General features: G+C 42.0%; 22 protein-coding genes and 1 tRNA gene. 10 read left to right on the top strand and 13 right to left on the bottom strand.

Features of this window, described 5'->3' with window-relative positions; genetic code table 11:
- Positions 1-11: 11 nt before the first annotated feature.
- The 8 genes from LIR34_RS12275 to trmB form a co-directional block, all read right to left on the bottom strand.
- Positions 12-1841: a DUF2194 domain-containing protein gene (locus tag LIR34_RS12275; protein ID WP_173902950.1), complete on the bottom strand. Its 1830-nt coding sequence runs from the start codon at positions 1839-1841 to the stop codon at positions 12-14.
- Entirely contained in the window at positions 1841-4213 is a 2373-nt protein-coding gene (locus tag LIR34_RS12270) for a hypothetical protein (RefSeq protein WP_244092314.1), read from the bottom strand. Before LIR34_RS12270 ends, LIR34_RS12275 begins: the two co-directional genes overlap by 1 nt.
- 13 nt (positions 4214-4226) lie before the next feature.
- Positions 4227-5123: a hypothetical protein gene (locus LIR34_RS12265; RefSeq protein WP_173902938.1), complete on the bottom strand. Its 897-nt coding sequence runs from the start codon at positions 5121-5123 to the stop codon at positions 4227-4229.
- The gene (locus tag LIR34_RS12260; RefSeq protein WP_173902937.1) at positions 5120-7312 is read right to left on the bottom strand and encodes an NAD-dependent epimerase/dehydratase family protein; all 2193 of its coding nucleotides are present in this window, start codon (positions 7310-7312) and stop codon (positions 5120-5122) included. The genes LIR34_RS12265 and LIR34_RS12260 overlap by 4 nt, the downstream gene beginning before the upstream one ends.
- Positions 7313-7336: 24 nt before the next feature.
- The gene (locus LIR34_RS12255) at positions 7337-8365 is read right to left on the bottom strand and encodes a stealth family protein (protein ID WP_173902936.1); all 1029 of its coding nucleotides are present in this window, start codon (positions 8363-8365) and stop codon (positions 7337-7339) included.
- 259 nt (positions 8366-8624) lie between these two features.
- A tRNA-Lys gene (locus LIR34_RS12250) sits at positions 8625-8697 on the bottom strand.
- Between the two features lie 101 nt (positions 8698-8798).
- Positions 8799-8966, bottom strand: coding sequence for a hypothetical protein (locus LIR34_RS12245; RefSeq protein ID WP_161285441.1), 168 nt, complete (start codon positions 8964-8966; stop codon positions 8799-8801).
- Positions 8967-9043: 77 nt separating this feature from the next.
- The gene (trmB, locus tag LIR34_RS12240) at positions 9044-9712 is read right to left on the bottom strand and encodes a tRNA (guanosine(46)-N7)-methyltransferase TrmB (protein WP_161285442.1); all 669 of its coding nucleotides are present in this window, start codon (positions 9710-9712) and stop codon (positions 9044-9046) included.
- A 307-nt stretch (positions 9713-10019) separates the two neighbouring features.
- Between trmB and LIR34_RS12235 the strand changes: the two genes are divergently transcribed.
- The 9 genes from LIR34_RS12235 to LIR34_RS12195 all read left to right on the top strand — a co-directional run bounded on the left by LIR34_RS12235 (position 10020) and on the right by LIR34_RS12195 (position 18630).
- Entirely contained in the window at positions 10020-10331 is a 312-nt protein-coding gene (locus LIR34_RS12235) for a hypothetical protein (RefSeq protein WP_173902935.1), read from the top strand.
- A 15-nt stretch (positions 10332-10346) separates the two neighbouring features.
- The gene (locus tag LIR34_RS12230) at positions 10347-11390 is read left to right on the top strand and encodes a V0D/AC39 family V-type ATPase subunit (RefSeq protein ID WP_173902934.1); all 1044 of its coding nucleotides are present in this window, start codon (positions 10347-10349) and stop codon (positions 11388-11390) included.
- A gap of 20 nt (positions 11391-11410) precedes the next feature.
- The gene (locus LIR34_RS12225) at positions 11411-13351 is read left to right on the top strand and encodes a V-type ATP synthase subunit I (protein WP_173902933.1); all 1941 of its coding nucleotides are present in this window, start codon (positions 11411-11413) and stop codon (positions 13349-13351) included.
- Between the two features lie 77 nt (positions 13352-13428).
- Entirely contained in the window at positions 13429-13857 is a 429-nt protein-coding gene (locus LIR34_RS12220) for an ATP synthase subunit C (RefSeq protein ID WP_161285446.1), read from the top strand.
- A 28-nt stretch (positions 13858-13885) separates the two neighbouring features.
- Positions 13886-14194 carry a V-type ATP synthase subunit F gene (locus tag LIR34_RS12215; RefSeq protein ID WP_161285447.1) on the top strand — a complete coding sequence of 103 codons (309 nt, stop codon included), beginning with the start codon at positions 13886-13888 and terminating at the stop codon, positions 14192-14194.
- Between the two features lie 38 nt (positions 14195-14232).
- Entirely contained in the window at positions 14233-14820 is a 588-nt protein-coding gene (locus LIR34_RS12210) for a V-type ATP synthase subunit E (RefSeq protein WP_161285448.1), read from the top strand.
- Entirely contained in the window at positions 14813-16582 is a 1770-nt protein-coding gene (locus tag LIR34_RS12205; RefSeq protein ID WP_161285449.1) for a V-type ATP synthase subunit A, read from the top strand. Before LIR34_RS12210 ends, LIR34_RS12205 begins: the two co-directional genes overlap by 8 nt.
- A gap of 16 nt (positions 16583-16598) precedes the next feature.
- Entirely contained in the window at positions 16599-17981 is a 1383-nt protein-coding gene (locus LIR34_RS12200) for a V-type ATP synthase subunit B (protein ID WP_173902932.1), read from the top strand.
- Positions 17982-17997: 16 nt separating this feature from the next.
- Positions 17998-18630 (top strand): V-type ATP synthase subunit D, encoded by a 633-nt coding sequence (locus tag LIR34_RS12195; RefSeq protein ID WP_173902931.1) that lies wholly within the window; start codon positions 17998-18000, stop codon positions 18628-18630.
- 557 nt (positions 18631-19187) lie between these two features.
- Here the strand turns inward: LIR34_RS12195 and LIR34_RS12190 are convergent.
- The 3 genes from LIR34_RS12190 to LIR34_RS12180 all read right to left on the bottom strand — a co-directional run bounded on the left by LIR34_RS12190 (position 19188) and on the right by LIR34_RS12180 (position 22090).
- Positions 19188-19892 carry a C40 family peptidase gene (locus tag LIR34_RS12190; RefSeq protein WP_227239948.1) on the bottom strand — a complete coding sequence of 235 codons (705 nt, stop codon included), beginning with the start codon at positions 19890-19892 and terminating at the stop codon, positions 19188-19190.
- A 168-nt stretch (positions 19893-20060) separates the two neighbouring features.
- Positions 20061-20777 (bottom strand): LytR/AlgR family response regulator transcription factor, encoded by a 717-nt coding sequence (locus tag LIR34_RS12185; protein ID WP_173902929.1) that lies wholly within the window; start codon positions 20775-20777, stop codon positions 20061-20063.
- On the bottom strand, positions 20774-22090 hold the full coding sequence (locus LIR34_RS12180; RefSeq protein WP_173902928.1) for a sensor histidine kinase: 1317 nt from the start codon (positions 22088-22090) through the stop codon (positions 20774-20776). The genes LIR34_RS12185 and LIR34_RS12180 overlap by 4 nt, the downstream gene beginning before the upstream one ends.
- A gap of 535 nt (positions 22091-22625) precedes the next feature.
- On the opposite strand from LIR34_RS12180, the gene LIR34_RS12175 reads away from it, so the two are divergent.
- Entirely contained in the window at positions 22626-23969 is a 1344-nt protein-coding gene (locus LIR34_RS12175) for an IS4 family transposase (protein WP_173902927.1), read from the top strand.
- 222 nt (positions 23970-24191) lie between these two features.
- Here LIR34_RS12175 and LIR34_RS12170 read toward each other — a convergent pair whose 3' ends face one another.
- On the bottom strand, positions 24192-24440 hold the full coding sequence (locus tag LIR34_RS12170; protein ID WP_173902926.1) for a helix-turn-helix domain-containing protein: 249 nt from the start codon (positions 24438-24440) through the stop codon (positions 24192-24194).
- Positions 24440-25171, bottom strand: a 732-nt coding sequence (locus LIR34_RS12165; protein WP_265107730.1) for a sensor histidine kinase, incomplete at its 5' end; no start/stop codon positions are given. The genes LIR34_RS12165 and LIR34_RS12170, both read right to left, overlap by 1 nt.

The raw sequence follows: 25171 nt of genomic DNA, 5'->3' as shown, positions 1-25171 counted from the left end.
CTCTCTCTACATCAGTTTTTGCGGGTATCATAGTAAAGCTCCTGCTCTTTTAGACGGATTTTTACTGTAGTATCTTCGGCACAGATCAGATATGCATCCGCTTCTATTTCTGTCTGGCTGCCGCCGTCAATCTCATCGATTTCTTCACCATGTGTCCTTAAGATAAACCAGCTTCCTGCCTCTGATGTCTGAAGCGTGATTGTATTATCTTCTCGAGACTGGCTATATGCCAGATTAAGGAACGTTCTGATTCTTGCATTGCTCTCAGAAAGAGTGGTGCTGTCAAAATCTCTGAAATTTTTCCAATATGTCAGAAGGTTACTGGAAAAACGCTTCTGCATGACTTCCCATCGGTCAGTTTTTTCCTGTGGCCAGAAAATATCATACATATCCAGCATAACATTTGTATATCCAAGCGCGGTCTGAATGCTTCGCATCCGGATATCATCACTGTAGGCGTAATTCATACCGTCACTTGTAACAGTCTGTAATGTTACAGAATCACTGTAATAAGAGACCACCGGCTGGTTCTCTGTATAGTCACAGACCAGAGTTCCGACATCTCCAAGAAGACCGGAATCCGTGTCTTTCAGAATTCCTTTCAGGTCTTTTTCTTTTGCAAATGCTGCACCAAAACGATAGTTTATCTTCTCATTTTCAAAAAACTCCGTATCCTTTGTGACCTTATCTTCCGCTTTGTCCAGCTTCTGATATTCCAGAGAGATTCCTGCCTCAGCACTCTGCTCCTTCATCTGCTTCAGATAAAACTCCAGGTTCCCGGATTTAGGTTCTATATCATCTGTGTAATCTGCCTGCGGCTGAATGAAACAGGTCATCTTCATATCACTTTTCTCGACAACAGAAATCAATGCAGGCCACATGATATCTCTCGCAATACCAGTTACAGACTGACTGTATAGTTTCAGCATTTCAGTATTGTTTTCGTCTGCAAAAACGGGAAAATTAACCATGGAAAGATTCTGTGCGTTGACGATTGGATAAATTGTATATTGCAGTGTTTCTGCCCGCATTCCATCCAGAAGTCCAAGAGCTGTGCTGTCCTTCATATAATCTCCGACTACCGCAAAGACACTTCCGTAATCTATTCCATTTCGCCAGATGATTGTCGGAAGATCCTCATTTTCAACATTTTTTCCTGTTTTTTCATCAAGAAGTCCCACCATATATGTTTTGGTTCCGCTTCCTACCTGATACCAGGGAACATCGAGTTCCAGATCCTGACGTTTCTTTTCCTCTTTATCTTTCGATGTATTATAGGTCACTTCTCCTCCAAGGAGCAGTCCTTCAAACAGCTTCACACCTGCAAGATGCGTTTCCTCTGCAACAACTTTCTGAATCCCAAGAAATTTCATCAAAGCCTTGTTATTCTGAATATTTTTTGCGTTTTCCAGACAGCCGAAGACAATAATTACGCCTTTCTTTTCCAGAGTTTCCAGTGTAGTAAGGTTGTCGCCATCTGCATATTTCTCAGATTCCAGAATCATCATTTCCGGTAGATTTTTGTCATCTGATTTATATGTCCTTACGGATTTACAGGAGATCAGTTTTCGTTTGGCATAAGTACACCATCTGCTGACAGCTGTTCCCATATCGCCATCTTCATTTCCGACAAAGACAACAGAACTGTCAGCCCCGATCACTGTGGTACTGTTGCTGTCAGAAGGCGTCCACCGGTTTCTACCATCGGCCTTTTTCTCTGTAAGACTGGAATTTATATCATAGGTGTTCTTGCTGTCCCTGAGTACCATAGAAAACTGAAACAGGAAAAACAAGACAAACATCATGGTCGCAATGCTGAAAAATTTTCTCTTTGAAACCATCACTGCTCTGCCTCCTGTTCCTCTGTTTCTACCTGATTATATCCATAATCAATCGCAAAATTATACTGATGATACATATTCTGCGGAATTCTGTAGCAGATAAACTGGTCGTCTTCATAGTAAACTTTCATTTCATTTGGATATTTTTTCATGAAAGCCTGTGCCCAGTAGTACATTCTGGACATTACGATCCAGCGTTTTTCGCCCTGATACATTCCAATCCCGCCAACATTTGGAAGCGTCTGACTTGCACCTTTCTTAGAAATAGACTGTCCACTGTCAGCATAACTAACACTATAATCCAACGGTATCTTCTCAATAAAGAAATAAACGTTCTCTGTAGGAATTATAACTTTTGTATCTTCCTTCATATGTTCCAGTTTACGAAGAAACGTAATCGTTTCATAATGCCATCCATGATCCAGGCCCATCTGCGTTTCATCGTTTGCAGAAACAATCGTCCATGTTTCATCCTCATTATCTCTGATAATATTCGTAAGACAGGTAATCGCTCCGTTTGTTACATATCCTGATGAAAACCCTGGTTCTTTTATCAGATTATTTTGACTCAATACAACCAACAGCACTGCTGCCAACCCTAAGGATAAGATATTTCGACAAATTCTAAGAACTTTCGGCATTAACACCAAATATAAAAGACCATCTGTAATCAAAACTCCCGCCACCGGTAAAAGATATGCATAATAAATACTGCATCGTGCCGCATCCATCAGGGTCGGAAGGCCAAATGGACCCGCACACAGGAGAACGGTCAATATCAGCATACAGAATCCAACTGACATGAGTACCGCTCCATATTCTGTTTTTTGAAAAGCACAGAACACCAATCCCAGGAGCAGTAAACCCGCATAAGCCGTCATTACTGCTGTTCCCATCTTCTGCCAGTCTACAGGAACGACTATATTTCTGATTCGTATCGACATTGTCCTGACTGCCTTCGGTATTTTATTCGGAATGGTCTTAATTTTATCTGATATGACCTTAATTTTATCTGCCACTGTCCGCATCCGGTCTCCTAAAGAAGGTTTTTTCTGCTCGACAACAACCGTTGTTTCACCCTTTTTAGCGGATGGCAGTTTACTTACATCGATCTCTGTAACCTTTCCATTGCCCGATGTAACCTGTACTTTGTTATTTTGTGTAGTATTATCTGCATCAGACTCCTCATTTTGACTTCCATTAATGACACTCATTCCCCATCCCAGAGAGCCCTGAAGAGGTGTTCCGCCTGCAAACGCAATCGCCATCGGAAGAACCGCCAGTACAACACTGAGAATTCCTGTAACCATAATGCGGCAGAAGTATTCCTTCTTCACAAACCGAAAACAAAATCCCATCGCAATGCCAATACAGCAGAGTCCTGCAATCATCGTTCCATAGAAATGAATTGCCAGTGTGAGAGAAAATGCCATCGCAAAACATTGCAGAATCCTTCGGGTTTCCCTGTCTTTCAGATTTTCCTTATGTATCTGAAAAAATCTGATTAAAAAATAGACCGATGGAATCACAAAAATCATCCCATATTCCTGTGGCAATGTAGAATAAAATCTTGAATAAGTCTGCCCTGACCAGAAATCTCCAACGATATATGCAAATACACCGATATACGGAAGATATTTTGTTTTGCAGAGCAGCTTCAGCATGACCAGAAGCACTGCATGAAGATAAATAACCTGAACAAAGAAGAACTCACACAGGATTACATAAGTATCTACTCCAAAAACGGTATGGAGATAGTAGATCATGCAATGAAATCCAAACGGATAAACACCTTTGGAAAAGATTTTTCCTCTGCTCATCTGATTGATCCAGCTTAAATGCACCGGAATATCCGATGCTCGATAACCATAAGTAAGTATGATCTGGCGACCATAAATCCAGAGAAGTGCTCCACAGATAAATATCAGAAATACAGATTGTATTGGTTTCTTCACAATATATCTGCAAAAAAACTTTCCAAAATATCTGCATCCAGATTTCATCCATTCTCCAAATTTGCTAACAGCAGACCTGATACCCAGGCTTCCATCGGACAGCCTGCAAAATATTTTTTTACCCTCTGCAAGTTTCCGTCTCAGAGGGATTCGATTAACCTTAAGTCCGATCAATATGCTCATCAGAACTGTGACTGCTGTGAGCGTGAAAAAATTCGAAATGTGAAGCAGCTGAAGTGCAAATACAATGTTAATAATATAAAAGTTTCCAAATGTATAGGACATCAGAAATTGCTCTGACAGCCTCCTGCCTTTCAGTATTCTGCGGAACATGATTTCCGGCAAAAGCACTGTAATTCCCGTATATGCAGCAAAAATACCTGTAAATCGTAAAATCACCAGTGTTGACATTAACATGTTGTTTCATCCTCTACATAAATATTCTGATAAATTCCAGTGTCTCATTATCAATCGTAATATCAGATTCTTTGAGTTCCTGCATGACACGGAAAAAATTTTCCCGGTCGCCACAGGAAAAGAACAGCTTGAGCTGACAGGTATAGCTGGAAAGAGCCTCCGGATACTGCTCTCTGGCACGGGCACACCATTTGCGGCAGTTTTCATAATCTTCAGTCTCAAGAAGTCTCTGACACACCTTCTCATAGACGGAACTGCTTATCTTCTGTCTGTCTGCCGTCCATGCCTTCTGCAGAACTTCATCCATACGCTCTGCCATGGAACGCTGCTCCAGATCAGTCAGAACCTTCTGTTCAACAACAGGATTCATATATTCCAGAAGATTAACGCAGTTCTCTGCGATATGCTCCTCGTCTTCGTCCAGGGTACGGTATTTTTCCTGTACACCGACACGAAAATCACTCAGCACATCCTGAAGAATTGACGCAGCATAATGAGCAGTCTCCGTGTCTTCACTGTTCAGTGCCAGTGCGATAGACGACAGAGAGTTCTTATAATCGCCGCGAATTACGTTAAGGATAAAACTTCGAAGACTTTTTTTGTCGGTAACTTCCAGCGCCTCTTCAAGTGAAACCATATTTTTTTCTGTTTCTTCATCAGGACGTATAAATGTTTCTACCCTTTCCTTACTGAATATCACATCAGAAAGATCCATGGACATCAGCATAAAAAGCCGGCTGGTCCAGAATGCCACAAACACAAAGGTCGGTCCTACAATCGGACATAGCAGCATCATTCCTGCTTTCATCCATGTACTTAAGCTTTTTTCCTTTCTTCTGAGATGGTTCCAGATAAGATACACCACAACCACCAGAAGATTCAGAACAAGTAAAATTGTAAACAGCCTCATTCTTCCGAACATACTGCAATCTTCTCCACAATTTCTGTACTATAGCCATTCTGTTCAAATCTTTCCTGCACAAAACCGGCATTTTCTTTTGTTGTATTTGCAAGAAGTGCATATAACTTTCCATCTGGAAGGATTCCAAGATAATCACTGTCTCGCAGTTTTTTTGCCATAAGCTGATCTATCTGTCTGTACTGTTCCGGATCGGCATCTATCTTCAGAAATACGCATTCTGCCAGATCTTTTGCTTCTGCATCCATATAGGCTTTCACCAGTGGTTTAAATGCATCCTCTCTGAGAATCCTCGATCCTTCTTCACTGTATCGATTCTCCTCGAGTGCCTGCATATATCGCTGTGCCCTCAGAACTGCATTCTGGATCAGATAACTGACTACAGTAAGAAAGTTTGCCTGTCCCAGAGTCATTTTTTCCCAACTGAGTCCCCAGAGCATGATGATCATTTTAATATCTCCATTCTCATAGATAGCACGGGCCATCAGAGGGTAACGTGGATCCATATTTTTGTTGATATAAACCTTTTCTTCTGTCAGTTCCTCATACACTTCTGTCATTTCCCTGTAACGGATTGAATTTCCAAGACTTCTTGCTTTGGCGGAACTTGCTGAGAAAATTCGAGCATAATCCTGGTTGACGACATTGTACAACGCCACATCCCTGGTCCTCATCAGCTTCATCAGCATTTCTACCGCATAGAACATAACCTCATCCGGCATATACTGATCCAGTGTATGTGTGATCGTATAAATCTTGCCGATACTGTCTTTCTGGTCGATCAGCTGCTGCTCCATAACGCCTTTGAGGCGGGCATTGCTTTCATTAATGTCCTTGATATCTGCAATCTGCCTTGACAGATGAACTTCCAGCTCCTCGCTTTCCATACGCATAGTCTTGATCTGATCCCGCATATATCCGACTACAAGGCCAAGAATAAACAGCTGTGCGATCCACACATAAGTGTTATAATCCAGAAGAACTTCAAATCCACTCCGCGTGTACATCTGCCGGAACATATATCCAGCCACTGCACATATTGCAGAAAAAGTTGCCTGCTGCTGTCCATACACGATCGCAAATAGCAGAACATACAGAAGAAACGGATCCAGGTTCGCGAAATATCGGCTACCTACCGTTCTGTTATTCATCATAAAGAACGGAATAAAACAAATCAGATTCTCCACAAACGGAAACAGAACACTGAGCAGCCATTTCCATTGGTTCCACAAGACCTTCCACCATGGAAGTTCCAGTTTATCTTCATTTACAAAAACAGCCTTGTGCTTCTGCATATACGCTGCCATTTTTTCAATATTTCTGTTCAGATCACCAAAGGCATGTACACCGTATTCTTTCTCGAATCGTGTTCCGGACAGGACACAACGGCCGATACCTCCAGATGAAGTCACAATATTGGCACTGTCCGCCATATGCTCCTGTACCATGGCTGCCAGCTCCAGCTCACTGACCACGTCATTGGAAGAAAGCTGATAAAGCGAATATTCATGTTTTCCGGTACTGACAACTTTATAAATATATTCTACTGCGTCTTTTTCAAACAACAGTGAAAACGTATGGTCTGTGTCGGCTTTGATGTATCCCTCACTCAGACATTCCAGACACATCCGGGCACAAATATTATTTACATCTTTCCTGTCTCTCGGAATGCAATACAGATGATCCAGTCTGAGAACCACAATATCCGTACTTCGGTTCTTTCTGAAATTCTCGCATATCTCCTCTGCCTGTGCCAGGATGTCTGCCCTCATTCCAAATCCGAGAGTTTTTTCTGTTTCTTCAATGTCATTTATATAGTTTCCACTATAAACCTCATCTGAGGAAAGAAAAATAAGTTTCCCTTTCCTAACTGTAGAATGTGCCACCAGAATGTTGACCAGATGAGACACAAAACGAACAGATTCTCTCTCTTCTTCATTCCAGTGATAATTAGTGTCAAAAGCACCCATAAGAATTGTCGCATCCGGATTGACACTTTCAAAAATAGAATTTAGATTTTCTGTGTCATATGGAAATTCATATTTTTCAAATACTCTCTCATATTTATTATGTTTATACTTATCTCCGGTCAGTATATATACCTTGTGTCCTTCTTTTCGAAGTTTCAGGATCATACTGTCCATCAGGCTGCATGAGCCTCCCACCAACAGGATGTTCATTATTCTTCCTCTTCCGTGCTCCTTTTATTTTTCGTATGAAGATTTTTGGCTTAGTCTCTGTTCCAGTGCAATATTAATCTCTTTTTTTGCCTTTTCAAAATCTATTTCATGGTTACTGTCATTAATACAGACCATCTTATTTCTGTGTTCGGTAATGGTACGAAGCAGTTTTTCATTGTTCTGCGAAACATCATAATAACTGCACAGTTTACGGATATTTCTTGGCACAAAATCACCTTTTAACTTCTGATACTCCCGAAGTACATACTGGCTGATATCTTCTTTATGCCGAAAAGCATGACTGCATACTTTTGTCAGAAGTTCCGGTTCCAGCTTCCACAGTGTTTCGAATGTCTGCTTCTTCAACGGTGAAGCACCATGAACCGTATAAAAACCGGTAAATCTCGGAAATGCCATCTCCATAAAATTATAGAAAAAATATATCGGCGGATAGCCTATATGAAAATATGCCCCCGGCTGTTTCTTTACATTCTCATATTTCTTAAAATATTTTGCAAGAACCATGGCATTATTCAGATAAATATACGGCATAACTGCATTATCTATATTTGCCACATCAGGCTGCAGGGCAAGCATATCTACCGGCTTTTCCCCCTGAAAGAAATCCCCTGGTTTTACCTTGTCCAGCAGAAACATATCATCATTAAAATAGACGAAGCGTTCAGATAATCCCTGAATCCTGTGCAGGTTCCACTCAATAGTATGAGAATTAAATGTAGGGCGGAATTCTTCTGGAATAAAATCCTCGTGATTAACGATATTCAGTTTCGGTGCAGATGTGTTCAGCCATTCCGGAAGATGCCCCCAGGTCACAAAATGAACTTTACGTACCCACGGAGCAAACTGCTCCACACCACGGAACCAGTATTGAAGGTTATCCCAGTCTCTGTATCTCTCTTTTCTGTCATCTGCCGCTGACTTCAACCCACAAGCCTCAAGCGTCTTTCTCTTTTCCTGCTGCCACGCAGGATCACTGCCATCTACCCAGGTAATCACAAAGTCGATTCCCTCTGTATTGTTCAGGTTTTTCATTCCGTTTCCTCTCATACATTTTTCTTGTGTGTTAGTATATCATATCTTTTCCGCAAAAAATATCTGGGTTTTTATATAAAAATATATTCTTTCATTTATCAGTGTTTGCTGATTTTTCACTATTCTACTCTGAGCAAATGCTAATTGCAACCGCGGAGCGTTTTTTTGCTTTACTGAAATATTACAAAATAAATTCTTATAAAGCAAAAAAACACCGTCCCCGCGGCAATCGCAATGTCCGCAAAAACAGTGTCCTTAGTGCGCCTTCAGGGGCTCGAACCCTGGACACCCTGATTAAGAGTCAGGTGCTCTACCAACTGAGCTAAAAGCGCATTCCTTATTTGGTTGTGCGTCTGTGTTCTCAACGCAAGAATTATTATATGCAACTCTATACCAAAAGTCAAGGAAATTTTTATAATTTTTTAAAAAATTTTTATTTTTCTTCTTTTTCCCCTTTTTTCGGCGGCATGGAGTCAAGAAATCTTCCGAGTTCTGCGGCGTTTTTCCTGATTTTTTCCATACGTCCTTCCAGTTTTCTGTGTTCGTAATGAAACTGTACGATCGCCATCCTGATGCGGTTGTTTCCTTTTCTGGCTGACATAACATATCTCCCGGAAGTCATATTCCGCAATTGATGTCAAATCAACTGCGGAGATTCTTCCTATATAGTATGCCGATTTATTTCTCAGGTTTACCCTGTTTCGCGATCAGCTTGCAGATTGGATTTCCCATGGAAGAAAATTTCTCTTCATACTCTGTCATTACATTTCCCTCCATCATATCTGCCTGATTATGAAGATCAAAGGTGTGTGCGAGCAGTTTCCAGCCTGCCTCACCGACCTCTTCCAGCGAAAATTCAAACAGTCCTTTGTTATCGGTCTTGAATTCTACCACACCGTCATCCTCCAGAATCTCCTCATAACGTGCAAGGAATTCTCTTGAAGTCAGTCTGCGCTTCGCATGGCGTGCCTTCGGCCACGGGTCTGAGAAATTCAGATATATCTTCTGCACTTCACCCTTTTCAAAAATCTCCGGAAGCAGTCTTGCATCTACGCACATAAATTTCAGATTCGCAAGTTTCTCTCCGGTCTCTTCCAGTCTCTCTCTCTTCTGCAGTGCACGGAGAAGGACACTGTCGTACATTTCAATTCCTACATAGTTGGTCTCTGGATGGAGTTTCGCCATATCCATAAGGAAACGTCCCTTTCCCATTCCAACTTCAATATGGAGTGGCTGGTCTTTCGGAAATACCTCATTCCAGCTTCCTTTATGCTCTGCCGGATTCTGTACAACATAAGGACTTTCTGTGATCGCATCTTTTGCACCTGGTATATTTCTTAATCTCATAAATCTTATTCTCCATTTTTCTTACAGACTTCATACCTGTTCATATCTTACAGTAAAACTTCGTAACTGTGAGAGTACTGAACAGTTACGAAACTTCTTATTATCATACATGGTTTTTATATTTCGAACAAGTACTATTCTTTCTTTTATATAAAGGAGAACTTACTTTTATCTCAATATCTTGTATTTTGTATATTCAATATAAATAATTTACCCATTTTTTATGCAATATATACTAGAATTTTAGTTTCAAAAGGTGTATTATATGGTCAAGTTCCAACAAAAACAGGTCAAAGGAGGGGAAATAATGGAGCAGATACTTAACAAGTTATCTGAAATTGAAACAACCGCCCGGCGTATTATGGAAGATGCTGACCGGACAAAGGCAGCTCTTTCCTCAGAAATGGAACAGCAATGCAGAGATTTCGATGCAGCCCTGGAGCAGAAAACAAATCTGAAAATACAGGAACTTCGCAACAGTCTTGAGAAACAGAAGGATCAAGAACTCACACTTCTCCGCCAGCAGACAGAGAAGGCACTCATAGATCTGGATGCTTATTACAGACAAAACCATCAGCAGCTCTCGGAAGAATTATTCCACAGGCTTCTTGAATGCTGAAAGGAGTGATGCAATATGGGAAATCTCCTTTCCTACAGCGGAATCTCCACCAAGATCCGCGCCATGCAGAGCAAGCTGATAAACGAGGAACAGATTCGTGAGATCCTGGAGCTTTCCAGTATCCCTCAGGTAACAGCCTATCTCAAACGGACACCGGAATATTCCAAAGTCTGGGCTTCCCTGGATGAGGCTTCTACCCATCGAGGACAGCTTGAGAAACTGTTGAAAGCTTCTATCTTTCACAATTTTTCAAAAATATATCAGTTTGCCAACCCGGAACAGCGCAGGTTTCTGGATCTGTATTCCAGACGCTATGAGATCCGCGTGCTGAAGGAGATCATGACCAATCTGTTTGATCACCGCGACACGGATCCCGTCGATGTTTCTCCTTATCGGGAGTTTTTTCGCAGACATTCCCGGCTGGATATTGACCGACTGGTCGCCTGCACCAATATGGAGGAATTTATCAATGCTCTGAAGGGAAATGAATTCTATGGTCCGCTCTCCAGAATCCAGAATCGCGAGAATGCGCTTCTGTTTGACTACGGAATGGCTCTGGACCTGTATTATTTTTCCCTGATCTGGCATGTGCGTAAGAAGCTTTTTTCCGGAAATGATCTCAAGGAGATCACCATGGCCTATGGTGAGAAATTTGACATGCTGAACCTTCAGTTTATTGCCCGGTCCAAGCGCTATTTCAACATGGCACCGGCTGATATTTACGCTCTGCTGATTCCTATGAATTATAAGCTCAAGAAAGAGGAGATCAGGGCTCTTGTGGAAGCCACCTCTTATGAAGAGACCAAAGCTGTTTTCCGCAAAACCTACTACGGCAGGAAATATACTCATATTTCTGCACAGAATATTGAAGAATTTTATAATTATATGCTTCGCACCACTCTGGAAAAAGAAGCTCGCAAGGATCCTTATTCTGTCGCAGTTTTGTACTCCTACCTGTATCACAAAGAACACGAAGTAAACCGTCTGACCATCGCGATCGAATGTGTCCGTTATGGTGTGTCAGCGGAAGAAGCACTTCAGTATATTCGTAACAATTAAAATCCCGGAGGTATTTTACTTTGATTGAAAAAATGAAATTTTTGAGCATCACCGGGCCAAAGGCGGATATTGACAGACTAACCAAAACCTATCTTTCCAAGTATGAGATCCATCTGGAAAGTGCCTTATCTGAGCTCACAGATGTTGCCAATCTGTCACCTTTTCTGGAAATCAACCCTTACAGGGAATACCTGACAGTCATTGACGGTTTTTATGAACAGCTCGACGAATCCGAGAAGACCGTTCCTGAGCCAATGGATATCGAGACGGCTCTCGCCACTGTCAATAAGATCCAGGAACATGCCCGTCTCCTGGAAGAACAGAAGGAGAAGCTCCAGGAAGAACACGCCGGAATGGTGGATTCGCTCAAGATCATCCGTCCCTTCAAAGATCTGGATTACGATATTTCCACGATCCTGAATTTCAAATACATCCATTATCGCTTTGGACGTATCGAAAAACAGTATCTCCAGAAATTTGAGAAATACATTTATGATAATCTGGATACCTTATTTATCAAATGCGGTGAAGATGAACAATATGTCTACGGTGTTTATTTTGTCCCGGAACATGAAGCACACAAGGTGCACGCCGTATACTCTTCCATGCATTTTGAACGTATTTTCGTCCCGGACGACTATCAGGGTACCGCCAGAGAAGCCTTTGAAACGCTTGATAAGCGGCACCGCGACATCCACGCGGGTCTGGATGCCAACAAAGCAGAATATCAGCACTTCCTGAACCGCTGTGCCTCAAAGATTGTTTCTGCAAAAGCAGCCCTGGAATCCTGTTCCAGAAACTTCGATATCCGTAAGCTTGCCGCCTGCACGCAGGGTGAATCCAATACTTTCTATATTCTCTGCGGCTGGATGACGGAAAAGGATGCTCTTGCATTTCAGCAGGATATCCAGAATGATGACAAGATCTTCTGCCTTATAGAAGATCAGCATGCACCTACAAACAAAAAGCCGCCCACAAAGCTTAAAAACCTTAAATTATTCCAGCCATTTGAGATGTATGTCAAAATGTACGGTCTTCCGGCCTACAACGAAATGGATCCGACCTGGTTTGTGGCACTGACCTATTCCTTTATTTTCGGAGCCATGTTCGGAGATGTCGGGCAGGGACTGGTGCTCTTCCTTGGAGGCATCCTTCTCTATAAAACAAAGAAAATGGATCTGGCAGGCATCATAGGATGTGCCGGTGTTTTCTCTGTTTTCTTTGGATTTATGTATGGAAGCTTCTTTGGATTCGAGGATGTTCTGAAAGCCCGGTGGCTGAAGCCTATGAACGCTATGATGGACGTCCCTCTTGTAGGACGGCTGAATGCAGTGTTCGTGATCGCGATCGGTTTCGGAATGTTTATCATTCTGATCTGTATGGTATTTAACATTATCAACTCCATACGAAACAAAAATATCGAAAAAACCTGGTTTGACAGCAATGCTGTTGCCGGTCTTGTATTTTACGGATCTATCGTGCTGACCGTCGGACTGTTTATTTCAGGAAAAAAGCTTCCTGCTGCCGCAGTTCTGGCCATAATGTTCGGAATTCCGCTGATCCTTATGTTCCTGAAAGAGCCTCTCACCAACCTGGTAGAGAAGAAAGCCCAGATCTTTCCGGAACAGAAGGGTATGTTCTTTGTTCAGAGCTTCTTTGAATTGTTTGAAGTTCTGCTGAGCTACCTTTCCAACACGCTTTCTTTCCTGCGTATCGGTGCTTTTGCTGTCAGCCACGCCGCCATGATGGAGGTTGTCCTGATGCTCGCCGGTGCCACAGAAGGAGGAAGCCCCAACTGGATCGTTGTTGTCCTCGGCAACATCTTTGTATGTGCCATGGAGGGCCTGATCGTTGGTATTCAGGTTTTACGTCTGGAATATTACGAGATCTTCAGTCGTTTCTACACAGGAAATGGCCGCGAATTCCAGCCTTTTATGAAGAAAAACAGCAAAACAATGTAGCTGTTCCATACTTCACGGCTGCCTGTTGATATTTCAGGGCAGCTACATCAAATCACAGACTTTAGGAGGATATCACCATGAACATGATCATTCAAATCGTAACCGCAATCGCACTGACACTCAGCATTATCGTACCTTTCGGCTGCTTTTTCCTCGGAGAAAAAAACAAAAAACGCTACAAAAAGTCTCTGATCGCCAACTGTTTCCTCTTCTTCGGCGTTCTTCTTGCGGCAACCGTTGTAAGTTTTGCAGGAACAGCAAGCGTACAGGCTGCATCTTCTGCTGACGGACTTGCTACAGGACTTGGATATCTCGGTGCAGCTCTCGTTACCGGTATTTCCGGTCTCGGATCCGGCATTGCCGTTGCAAGCTCTGCAAGTGCAGCTCTTGGTGCTCTGAGCGAGGACGGTTCCCTGTTCGGTAAATCCATTATCTTCGTAGCCATGGCAGAAGGTATCGCACTCTACGGACTGATCATTTCCTTTATGATCCTTGGTAAGCTTTAACTGTGCGTTGAAACAAGGAGCGGTTTTTATGAAAATGTATCTTATCAGCGATAACGTTGATACCTATACCGGAATGCGTCTGGCAGGCGTTGAAGGTGTCGTCGTCCATGAACGAAAGGAACTGAAGGAAGCCCTGGAATCTGCGATTTCCAATAAAGAGACAGGAATTATCCTGCTCACCGAAAAATTCGGCAGGGAATTTCCTGAGATCATCGATGAAGTCCGCCTTCATCACAAAACGCCTCTGATCATTGAGATTCCGGACAGACACGGCACCGGCCGTAAACCAGATTTTATCACTTCATATGTAAATGAAGCGATCGGATTGAAATTATAATTACTGTAAGCAGCAACAACTACAGGCAGGTGAAAAGTATGACAATAGATGAAAAGCTGCAGCATTTTTACGAGGTCTCCCTGGATGAGGCCCGTGAAGATGCCGCCAGAGCCATCCAGGACCACAAGGACTATCTCCAGAAGGTTCTGGAGGAACATAAACAATCCAGAATCCAGACTGCAGAGGCAGAAGTCAAAGCAGAAACAGAACATGTACGAAGAGAAGTAAACAAGGCTCTTTCTTCTGAGCAGATCACACTTAAACGAAACTGGTCTCTCAAACAAAACGAGTTAAAGGAAACACTTTTTGCAGAAGTTAAAAACAGGGTGCAGCAGTTTACTGCGACTCCTGAATATCAGGACTATCTCTGCCGTCGTATCCGGGAAGCCAAAGACTTTGCGGAAGATGATGAAATTCTGATTTTTCTTTCTTCCAATGACAAAGAGCTTCTGGATTCCCTTACAGCCAGAACAGGCTGTCCTCTCCAGGTTTCTTCCGAAAACTTTCTCGGAGGGATCCGTGCTGAGATTCCGGCAAAAAACATCCTGATCGACAACTCTTTTTCTGCGAATCTGGCAGCCATGCACAAAGAATTCAAATTTGACGGAGGACTGAATCATGAGTAGAACAGGTATTATTTACGGTGTCAATGGTCCCGTCATTTATCTGAAAGGCGATCCCGGATTTAAGATTTCTGAGATGGTCTATGTCGGAAAGGACAATCTTGTCGGCGAAGTTATCGGACTGAAAAAGGGCATGACTACTGTCCAGGTTTTTGAGGAGACCACAGGGCTCCGTCCGGGAGAGACTGTCACCGGCACCGGCGATGCCATCTCCGTTCTTCTCGGACCTGGTATCATCCACAACATTTTTGACGGTATCCAGCGTCCACTGGAAGAGATTGCAAAGTCCTCCGGCAAATATATTTCCCGTGGTGTCAGTGTAGACTCTCTCGACACACAGAAGAAATGGTCTGTTCATATGACCGTAAAGGAAGGTGACATCGTTCATCCGGGTACGATCATTGCAGAAACGCAGGAAACGGCTTCTATTCTTCACAAATCCATGGTTCCACCGGATATCCAGGGAGGAACTGTTGTCAACGTTGTTCCGGACGGTGATTATACGATCCTGGAACCTGTCGTAACACTTCTTTTGGATGACGGAAGCACCAGAGATCTGGCCCTCGCCCAGAAATGGCCGATCCGTATTCCAAGACCGACACATCTTCGCTATCCGGCAAGTGTTCCGCTTGTCACCGGTCAGCGTATTCTTGATACACTTTTCCCTATCGCCAAGGGCGGTACTGCTGCTGTCCCGGGTGGTTTCGGTACAGGAAAAACCATGACGCAGCACCAGATCGCCAAATGGTCTGATGCAGATATCATCATCTATATCGGATGTGGAGAGCGTGGAAACGAAATGACACAGGTTCTTGAGGATTTCAGTAAGCTGATCGACCCAAAATCCGGAAACCTGATGATGGACCGTACCACTCTGATCGCCAACACCTCCAATATGCCGGTTGCAGCACGTGAAGCATCCATCTACACCGGTGTTACCCTCGCCGAATACTACCGCGATATGGGATATGACGTAGCGATCATGGCCGATTCTACCTCCCGATGGGCTGAGGCTCTTCGAGAATTATCCGGCCGTCTGGAAGAAATGCCTGCCGAGGAAGGCTTCCCGGCTTATCTTGCCTCCAAGCTTTCCGCTTTTTATGAAAGAGCCGGCATGATGCAGAACCTGAACGGAACCGAGGGCTCTGTCTCCATTATCGGTGCAGTTTCTCCTCAGGGCGGCGACTTCTCAGAACCAGTCACCCAGAATACCAAACGTTTCGTCCGCTGCTTCTGGGGGCTTGACAAATCACTGGCCTATGCACGACATTTTCCGGCGATCCACTGGCTGACCAGCTACAGTGAATATCTGGAGGACCTGGCTCCATGGTACCGGACTCATGTTTCCCCGAAATTTGTTTCTGACCGCAACCAGCTCATGGCCATCCTCAATCAGGAGAGCTCCCTGATGGAGATCGTTAAGCTGATCGGAAGCGATGTACTTCCGGACGACCAGAAACTGACACTTGAGATTGCAAGAGTTATCCGTCTGGGATTCCTTCAGCAGAACGCATTCCACCAGGAAGACACCTGCGTTCCGATGGAAAAACAGTTCAAAATGATGGAAACCATCCTCTATCTGTACGAAAAATCCAAGGCACTCATCAACAGAGGCATGCCTGTTTCTGTTCTGAAAGAGGACAATATTTTTGAACGTATCATTTCCATCAAATACGATGTACCAAACAATGAACTGGACAGATTTGACCAGTACAAACAGGATATCGACACATTCTATGACAAAGTATTAGAGAAAAACGGCTGACAGGAGGGACTTTTTTATGGCAATCGAATATCTGGGATTAAGCGAGATAAACGGCCCTCTGGTAGTTCTGGAAGGGGTAAAGAACGCATCCTATGAAGAAATCGTAGAATTTCATATGAATGACGGGACACAGAAGATTGGCCGTATCGTAGAAATTTATGAGGACAAGGCGGTTATCCAGGTTTTTGAGGGAACCGACAATATGTCCTTAAGCAACACTCATACACGCCTTACAGGACATCCGATGGAGATCGGTCTTTCCGAAGAAATCCTCGGCCGAACGTTCAACGGTATCGGACAGCCGATCGACGGACTGGGCGAGATCACACCGGAGGTAAGTCTGAACATCACCGGACTTCCTCTGAATCCTGTCAAACGTGAATATCCACGAAACTATATCAATACAGGAATCTCCGCGATCGATGGTCTTACTACCCTGATCCGCGGACAGAAGCTTCCTATTTTTTCCGGAAATGGTCTTCCTCACGATAAGCTTGCCGCACAGATCGTACAGCAGGCATCTCTTGGAGATGACTCTGACGAAGATTTTGCAATTGTATTCGCCGCAATGGGTGTCAAATATGACGTTGCAGAATTTTTCCGCCGTACCTTTGAAGAAAGCGGCGCCTCTGACCATGTAGTTATGTTTTTGAACCTTGCCAATGACCCGGTTGTAGAGCGACTTCTGACACCGAAGATCGCGCTGACTGCTGCTGAATATCTTGCCTTCGAAAAAGGCATGCATATCCTGGTCATCCTGACAGATATCACCTCTTTCTGCGAGGCAATGCGAGAGGTTTCTTCCTCCAAGGGTGAGATTCCTTCCCGTAAAGGTTATCCTGGTTATCTGTACAGTGAACTGGCAACTCTCTACGAACGTGCCGGTATTGTACAGGGTGGATCCGGTTCTGTCACACAGATCCCGATCCTGACCATGCCGAACGACGATATCACACATCCTATTCCTGACCTTACCGGTTATATCACCGAAGGACAGATCGTTCTGGACCGTCAGCTTCACGGACAGGCTATCTATCCGCCGATCAATGTACTTCCATCTCTCTCTCGTCTGATGAAGGACGGTATCGGTGAAGGCTTTACAAGAGAAGATCATCAGGACGTTGCAAACCAGCTTTTTTCCTGCTATGCAAAGGTTGGTGATGCAAGAGCCCTCGCTTCTGTTATCGGTGAGGACGAGCTCTCTCCTCTGGATAAACGTTATCTGGTATTTGGAAAGGCTTTTGAGGCAGAGTTTGTCGGACAGTCCGAGACCGATAACCGAAGCATCACCGAGACTCTGGATAAGGGCTGGGAACTCCTCGGACTGCTTCCGAAGGATGAACTTGACCGTATCGACACTAAGATTCTGAATAAGTATTACAAAGAAACGGTTCGTTAAGGGGAGGTGACGTTTTATGGATCCTAATACCTTCCCCACCAAGGGAAATCTCATTCTCGCCAAAAACTCTCTTGCTCTCTCCCGTCAGGGTTTTGAGTTGATGGACAAGAAACGTAACATTCTGATCCGGGAAATGATGGAATTGATCGAGCAGGCCAAGGATATCCAGTCTCAGATCGATGTTACCTTCCGTGCCGCTTATGCGGCTCTTCAGAAGGCCAATATGGAGCTTGGTATCGCTTTTGTCGAACAGGTGTCTTACACAGTGCCTGTGGAAAACTCCATACGAATCAAAACCAGAAGCGTCATGGGTACGGAAATCCCGCTTGTAGAATATGATAAACAGACGACCAACACACCGACATACGCTTACTACAGCACCAGGATGTCACTGGATGAGGCAAAAGCCGCCTTCGAAAAGGTAAAAGAACTTTCCATCCAGTTATCCGGCATCGAAAATGCCGCGATCCGTCTGGCTGCAAACATCAAAAAGACACAGAAACGTGCCAATGCTCTCAAAAACATCACAATCCCCAAATATGAGGCTCTGACCAAAGACATTCAGAATGCTCTTGAAGAAAAGGAACGAGAGGAATTTACACGACTTAAAGTGATCAAACGAATGAAGCAAAACTCATCCGCACGATAAGAGAAGCCCACTCCATAAATATGCGAGTGGGCTTGTTTATTTTCTGTATTGTCAGATAATTATAGTTTGAAACCTTTAAATTATCCTTTTGTCCGAAAAACTTTCCAATATTTTCACTATGAAAATGTCAATAGAATTTACCTGGTTTTTTCCTGTTTTTATCAATTTTATCATTATTGACCAAAACATCTGTTTCTTTTTATTTTATGTAAATCTGGTATTCCACATCTTATTTTGGTGGATAATGTGGATAACTTTGTGCATAACTCAGTTTTCCAGTAAAATCAACCTTTTATGAATGTGGATAACTTTTGCACCAAAATCGACATTATCCACATTTTTCGACAAGTTTTGTGCAATCTGCCAGACCACTGATTTCTATTGTTTTTCTTCCTCAAAATTACTGTCACACATCTTTTTACCGCTTTAATACACTGACATTTATTCCTCCCTGATTTTTCGACTCACATCGAAAAAAAGCCCGCGGAGCTTACGTTCCGGGGCTTTATCTTTGATAGACAGTTTGTAACTATTCAGCAGGTAGTTTTTCGTATATTTTATTTCACATAGGTTCCGACTCCAACTGGTGTATCGTAATTGTAATCTGTGATCACGATTCCTTTATTGGAGTTCAGCGCGTGGACAACTTTGCCATCGCCGATATAGAGAGCAACGTGGTTGATTCCACCTGCTCCGTAAAATACCAGATCGCCTGTCTCCATCTGGCTGATATCTTTTTTCTGGGATGCTTCGTACTGAGCTGCTGCCACTCGCGGAAGCTCATATCCGAACTCTTTGAAGACTGACATTACAAATCCGGAGCAGTCCGCACCGTTTGTCAGGCTTGTACCGCCATAGACGTATGGGTTTCCTACGAACTGAACAGCGAACTGTGCAATATTTTCTCTGTGTTCCACACGCGCCTGCTCTGCCTTGCGAGCTTCTTCCTCCGCTTTCTTTCTGACCGCTTCCTGTGCTTCTTCGCGGATCTTTGTAGTCTCTTCCTTGATCTCCTGCGCTCTGCGCTCTACTTCACGGGCATCGATCACTTTCTGGGCTGCCTGTTTCTTTTCCTGGTAATCCTGTGCCTGATTCTGCGCCTGCGCTACGATCTGGTTTGCGATCGCACTGATATCACCAGTCTGAGTATCATCACTTCCATCGCTGAACAGCCCGTCACTGAAATCCGCTGCGGAAACACCAGTTAAAGTCATAGAAGTTACACACACACCTAACAATACTGCTGTAATTTTTTTTAACATTGAACTCTCCTTTTTCATTCCTGTTCACATTAGATTCCGCCGTTGATTGCTGCTCTGTTCCCTGAAAAAAATAAAACAGATAACTCACGGCCACAGTCAATTGCGTATGTTACCATGAATTTACCTGTTTTGTCAAATTTTATTACAATTTTGTTACATTGGCATAAATTAAAGTCTTCTTAAAAACTCGTGATACTTTTGCTTTACTTCTCTTTGTCTGGCCTCGCTTATAGGAAGAACTGCATTGTTTTCCATCTCAACTCTGTCCGGATGATATCTGCATATTCCGTGAGGATTTACCAGATATGACTGATGGATCCGGATAAAAGGACAACTGCCCTGTTCCAAATCCTTTTCTATTGTACCAAGCCTTCCATAGAAAGTATCGCTTCCCTCCTTTCCATGAAGGATGATCTGCCTTCTGTGGCTTTCAAGGTACAGAATATCCCTGAAAGGAATACGAAATGTCGCATGTCTGCTTGAATAAGTAAAATAGTGTAAATGTCTCTGTATACGCTCCAATGCCCGGGTAAAATATTCTTCGAACTTTTCTTCGTCCAACGGCTTTTTAAGGTATCGAAAAGGCTCTGTTTCAAACATTTCCGTAAAATATGTCTCATGAGAGGTTACGTAAATTACAAGTACTTCCGAAAGCTTCTTCTTTACCTCCCAAACTGTATATATCCCATCGCTTTTTCCCATTTCAACATCCATGTATACAAGGTCATAAAAACTATCATTGAAAACAGCCTGCCGAAAACTTTCCCCGTCTGAAAATACTTCTGTATCCAGCCGGACACCTTTCTGCTTTCCATAATCCAGAATTTTTTCTTCCAATGCTGCTGCAAACTGCACATCATCATCACATACCGCAATATTTATCATAATACGTCTCTCCCCTCAGTTTTATTTTCTACCCTGGGAAGCATCACAGACGCCTGAAAAATCCCATTTTCCACATTTGTGTAAATACTTCCCTGACATTCCTCTACCGCACGTTTTACTGATAATAATCCCATTCCATGACCCTCTTCGTTTTTAGTAGTAAGAAAATGGCCTCCCTTTTTCATTAAGCTTTGTTCCATACATGGATTCTTGATCAAGATGAAAAGATTATCTACTTTCAGCATCATTTCCAAATAAATCCGTCTTTCCTCTTCCTTTAATTTTTGTGTCCCTTCAATAGCATTGTCCAATAAATTCCCAATAATAATACACAAATTATCTTCCGGCCATTTCAGATCAAAAGGAATCGCTATTTCAGCCTGAAAATCAATATTAAGTGATTTCATGTAGGGAATTTTATAATTGATCAGTCCGTCGACCAATATGTTTCCACTATTTACAATTCCCTGATGGGACAATCCTCTGGAGTTCAGCAATTCATCTATGTATTTACAGACTTCCTCATCCTTCTTCTGACGGATCAGCTCTTCCATATAAATCAAATGATTTTTCATGTCATGTTTCAAAAGACGAAATTCCTTCACAGCCTCTTCTCTTTCAGAAATCTGAACGCGATAAGCTTCCACCTGCGTCTGGTAAACCATATTACATGTCTCCAATTCAGCCTTCTCACCCAGACCTTCGTAAATTTTAATAATGATAATTGACATAATTATCATCATTATAGCAATAAACAAAGCATAATACCCATACTCTTTATCTTGCAAATTCCAATAAATCCTAAAAGCTCCATAATCAATAATCAACGTTTCTAGTCCCAAGAAAATCAAGATAAGCCAATTTTGACTTCCAATCTTTCTATTATATTTAATCTTTAAAAACTTAGAAACAATAGTTATTATAAGCGTAAATACACACCATTCCAAAATCATTCCCAAATCAAATAATTTAGAGTCAAAAGCCTCTTTTGCATATAATATATAAAATAAAGATATTACAAAATACTCACATACCAGAGCCATCATACTCCATATCACCGTATGAAGAAAAAGCTCTGTGTATTTTCCTCTATAAACCAAAAATATAAAAAATAAATTTGTTAAAAACATTATCGTAATATTTTCATACACTCCCATATTAGGAATAAAGTACGTAATAACATAAAACAATACTACAATAATAATATTTTTTTTGCTTATCTCTCGAAATTTTTTTTCAAAGACTGCGCCCATATAAACTGTCAAGCAATAATACCTTAATACAAAACTAATAATATTCGTGTATTCAAACATCTCTTTCAGTTATCTCCTTCATTTTATATATGCTATTTGCAGAAAGAAAAGCAAAATTTAACTTTAATTATATTTTTATCGATATTTCTGTATTTTTGCACAAATTTATATATAATCTTTTATACTTCAAGAAAGGAATTTTAATATCATGAGATTCTTAAAAAACACATTAACCTCTCTTATCGTTCTTAGTATATTTTTTTACACAAATTGTATGGGATTTTTCCATGACAATATCCCACCAGATAATCTGGATCAATGGCTTCTCCAAAAGCGTAAACACTATGATTGATTCCTTACTACGCAAATTGGAAATCCCGGAAAATGATCTTCCCTATTACCAATACGGGATTGTCTCTCTTCTGGAGCTCATTAGTGTTCAGTTTCCAATGTCATTTAGTTAGCATCGTGTATCTAAAATGGTTGACAAACACATCAGAATGTGCGGTCGCTTTCGGTACTGATTGTTTTCAGAAGTAACGAAAGCGGCCTCTTGAATTAGTAATATATTACTTTTTCAAGGAGACACACCATTATGATCCATCAAAAAATCAAAGATCTGTTTGAGTTATCTGTAGAACAAATTTGTTCTAATATTTCGGATTATTCCATTCATCCGGACATTGATTTCCAAAGGAATCGAAAGCTCTCACCGCAAAAACTTATTTCGTTTCTCGTTTCGCAGGGTTCTTCATCCACAAAAGTTGAAATGCTGGACTTTTGGGGATTGGATGCTTCTTCCATGCCTACTTCTTCCGCTCTTAATCAGCAGCGGCAAAAGCTGAAACCGGCTGCCCTAGAAGCTGTGTTCAAACATTTTAATTCATCTGCCACGGCATTGCTCCCCAATATTTTAAGCGATGACAAATACCGCTTTCTGGCTGCCGATGGTTCGACCTGCACTTATTTCAGTACACCCTCTTTCTCATCAGCTGACTATTATTGCTCACCCGGAAATTCCATCAGAGGAGTCTACAGCATGCATCTGAATGCTTTTTATGATCTTACAACACACACCTATACGGACGCCCTGATTCAGCCTGTCCATTGTAAAAATGAATTTGGTGCTTTCTGTGACATGGTTGACCGCCATGAGATCCTAGAAGGAAGAAAGAATGTCTATATTGGTGACCGTGGCTATTGTTCTTACAACAACATGGCACATGTGATGGAACAAAATCAGTTCTTTCTGTTCCGTACCAAAGATATCCACTCCAAAGGATTAGTTGGCAATTTCGACTTCCCGGAAGAAGAATCTTTTGATATTGACGTCCGGGTTACCCTGGTTCGGAGCCATTCCAAAAAAGTCCCTGTTAATCCTGAAACCTACAAACGTTTTGTGGATCAGGCTTCCACTTTTGATTACATTGATTATGGCAGTACTGACACCTATGAACTTGCATTTCGGATTATAAGATTTCCTCTCAGCGAGTCAACCTATGAATGCATTGTTACGAACCTACCACATAATGAATTTCCACCGGAACGTATCAAGGAGATCTACTACACCAGATGGGGAATTGAATCTTCTTTTAGAAAGCTGAAATACACGATAGAACTAAGCAATTTTCATTCTTATAAGTCACAATATATTGAACAGGAGATATGGGCAAAACTCATTGCCTATAACATCACGGAAACCTTGATAAACTGTACAGTACTGGAAACACATGACACAAAACATGAATATAAAGTCAATTTTACAATAGCTGCACATATCTGCAGAGTCTTTCTCCGTCTGACCACGGAGAAAGACCAATATGATGTGATGTCTCTATTGCAAAGAGAATTGATCCTTATCCGAAATGACCGCCAATACCCAAGGCTTCAAACAGCTCATTTCAGGAAACCACGATACTTCATATATCGGGCTGCATAAACATCTTTATCATTATAACCCTTTGAAAGACAGATGTGCAATCTGTCTTTTTGTCGTACCATAAATAGCAGGATAATCTCCAGATTAACCCGTATTGTGGTTGTAGAAACATGACCACTGCTTTATCCTAAAAAAGTTCACTCCTCTTTATGGCTAACTAAATGACATTGCCTGCTGAATAGTTACAAGAATTATTTGTTTTCTATAAGACAATTTCATACATTATTTCAAGCAAAATCCTCCAGTATCGACAGGAACAAAATCCCTTAATATCCTGTCTGATGAGATGCCAAATTCCCTGCATATTTCAATCAGCACTTCTATGGGACAACTCCTGTTCCCCTTTTCTATATTATTGTAATAAGAATAAGAAATCCCAAGTATATCGGCCATTTCAGGCTGAGATATATTGCGCTGCACCCGTTCCTGACGTATGCGATAACCTATTAATACCGCATATTCTTTTTCCATCAGTTTTCCTCCTGATCAGTTTTATTTTCTACCCTGGGAAGCATCACAGACGCCTGAAAAATCCCATTTTCCACATTTGTGTAAATACTTCCCTGACATTCCTCTACCGCACGTTTTACTGATAATAATCCCATTCCATGACCCTCTTCGTTTTTAGTAGTAAGAAAATGGCCTCCCTTTTTCATTAAACTTTGTTCCATACATGGATTCTTGATCAAGATGAAAAGATTATCTTTTTTCAGTATCATTTCCAAATAAATCCGTCTTTCCTCTTCCTTTAATTTTTGTGTCCCTTCAATAGCATTGTCCAATAAATTCCCAATAATAATACACAAATTATCTTCCGGCCATTTCAGATCAAAAGGAATCGCTATTTCAGCCTGAAAATCAATATTAAGTGATTTCATGTAGGGAATTTTATAATTGATCAGTCCGTCGACCAATATGTTTCCACTATTTACAATTCCCTGATGGGACAATCCTCTGGAGTTCAGCAATTCATCTATGTATTTACAGACTTCCTCATCCTTCTTCTGACGGATCAGCTCTTCCATATAAATCAAATGATTTTTCATGTCATGTTTCAAAAGACGAAATTCCTTCACAGCCTCTTCTCTTTCAGAAATCTGAACGCGATAAGCTTCCACCTGCGTCTGGTAAACCATATTACGTGTCTCCAATTCAGCCTTCTCACCCAGACCTTCGTAAATTTTAATAATGATAATTGACAT

This window comes from Blautia sp. MSK17_66 (genome assembly GCF_020538025.1).
In the GTDB taxonomy this organism is placed as follows: domain Bacteria; phylum Bacillota; class Clostridia; order Lachnospirales; family Lachnospiraceae; genus Blautia_A.
Note: the sequence above shows the minus strand (reverse complement) of the source record. Positions and strands in the feature narration are given on the sequence as shown.

Coding starts and splice junctions, on each gene's coding strand:
- LIR34_RS12275 (WP_173902950.1), bottom strand. CDS start 1,841: ATGGTTTCAAAGAGAAAATTTTTCAGCATTGCGACCATGATGTTTGTC.
- LIR34_RS12270 (WP_244092314.1), bottom strand. CDS start 4,213: ATGTTAATGTCAACACTGGTGATTTTACGATTTACAGGTATTTTTGCT.
- LIR34_RS12265 (WP_173902938.1), bottom strand. CDS start 5,123: ATGAGGCTGTTTACAATTTTACTTGTTCTGAATCTTCTGGTGGTTGTG.
- LIR34_RS12260 (WP_173902937.1), bottom strand. CDS start 7,312: ATGAACATCCTGTTGGTGGGAGGCTCATGCAGCCTGATGGACAGTATG.
- LIR34_RS12255 (WP_173902936.1), bottom strand. CDS start 8,365: ATGAAAAACCTGAACAATACAGAGGGAATCGACTTTGTGATTACCTGG.
- LIR34_RS12245 (WP_161285441.1), bottom strand. CDS start 8,966: ATGTCAGCCAGAAAAGGAAACAACCGCATCAGGATGGCGATCGTACAG.
- trmB (WP_161285442.1), bottom strand. CDS start 9,712: ATGAGATTAAGAAATATACCAGGTGCAAAAGATGCGATCACAGAAAGT.
- LIR34_RS12235 (WP_173902935.1), top strand. CDS start 10,020: ATGGAGCAGATACTTAACAAGTTATCTGAAATTGAAACAACCGCCCGG.
- LIR34_RS12230 (WP_173902934.1), top strand. CDS start 10,347: ATGGGAAATCTCCTTTCCTACAGCGGAATCTCCACCAAGATCCGCGCC.
- LIR34_RS12220 (WP_161285446.1), top strand. CDS start 13,429: ATGAACATGATCATTCAAATCGTAACCGCAATCGCACTGACACTCAGC.
- LIR34_RS12215 (WP_161285447.1), top strand. CDS start 13,886: ATGAAAATGTATCTTATCAGCGATAACGTTGATACCTATACCGGAATG.
- LIR34_RS12210 (WP_161285448.1), top strand. CDS start 14,233: ATGACAATAGATGAAAAGCTGCAGCATTTTTACGAGGTCTCCCTGGAT.
- LIR34_RS12205 (WP_161285449.1), top strand. CDS start 14,813: ATGAGTAGAACAGGTATTATTTACGGTGTCAATGGTCCCGTCATTTAT.
- LIR34_RS12200 (WP_173902932.1), top strand. CDS start 16,599: ATGGCAATCGAATATCTGGGATTAAGCGAGATAAACGGCCCTCTGGTA.
- LIR34_RS12195 (WP_173902931.1), top strand. CDS start 17,998: ATGGATCCTAATACCTTCCCCACCAAGGGAAATCTCATTCTCGCCAAA.
- LIR34_RS12190 (WP_227239948.1), bottom strand. CDS start 19,892: ATGTTAAAAAAAATTACAGCAGTATTGTTAGGTGTGTGTGTAACTTCT.
- LIR34_RS12185 (WP_173902929.1), bottom strand. CDS start 20,777: ATGATAAATATTGCGGTATGTGATGATGATGTGCAGTTTGCAGCAGCA.
- LIR34_RS12180 (WP_173902928.1), bottom strand. CDS start 22,090: ATGTTTGAATACACGAATATTATTAGTTTTGTATTAAGGTATTATTGC.
- LIR34_RS12175 (WP_173902927.1), top strand. CDS start 22,626: ATGATCCATCAAAAAATCAAAGATCTGTTTGAGTTATCTGTAGAACAA.
- LIR34_RS12170 (WP_173902926.1), bottom strand. CDS start 24,440: ATGGAAAAAGAATATGCGGTATTAATAGGTTATCGCATACGTCAGGAA.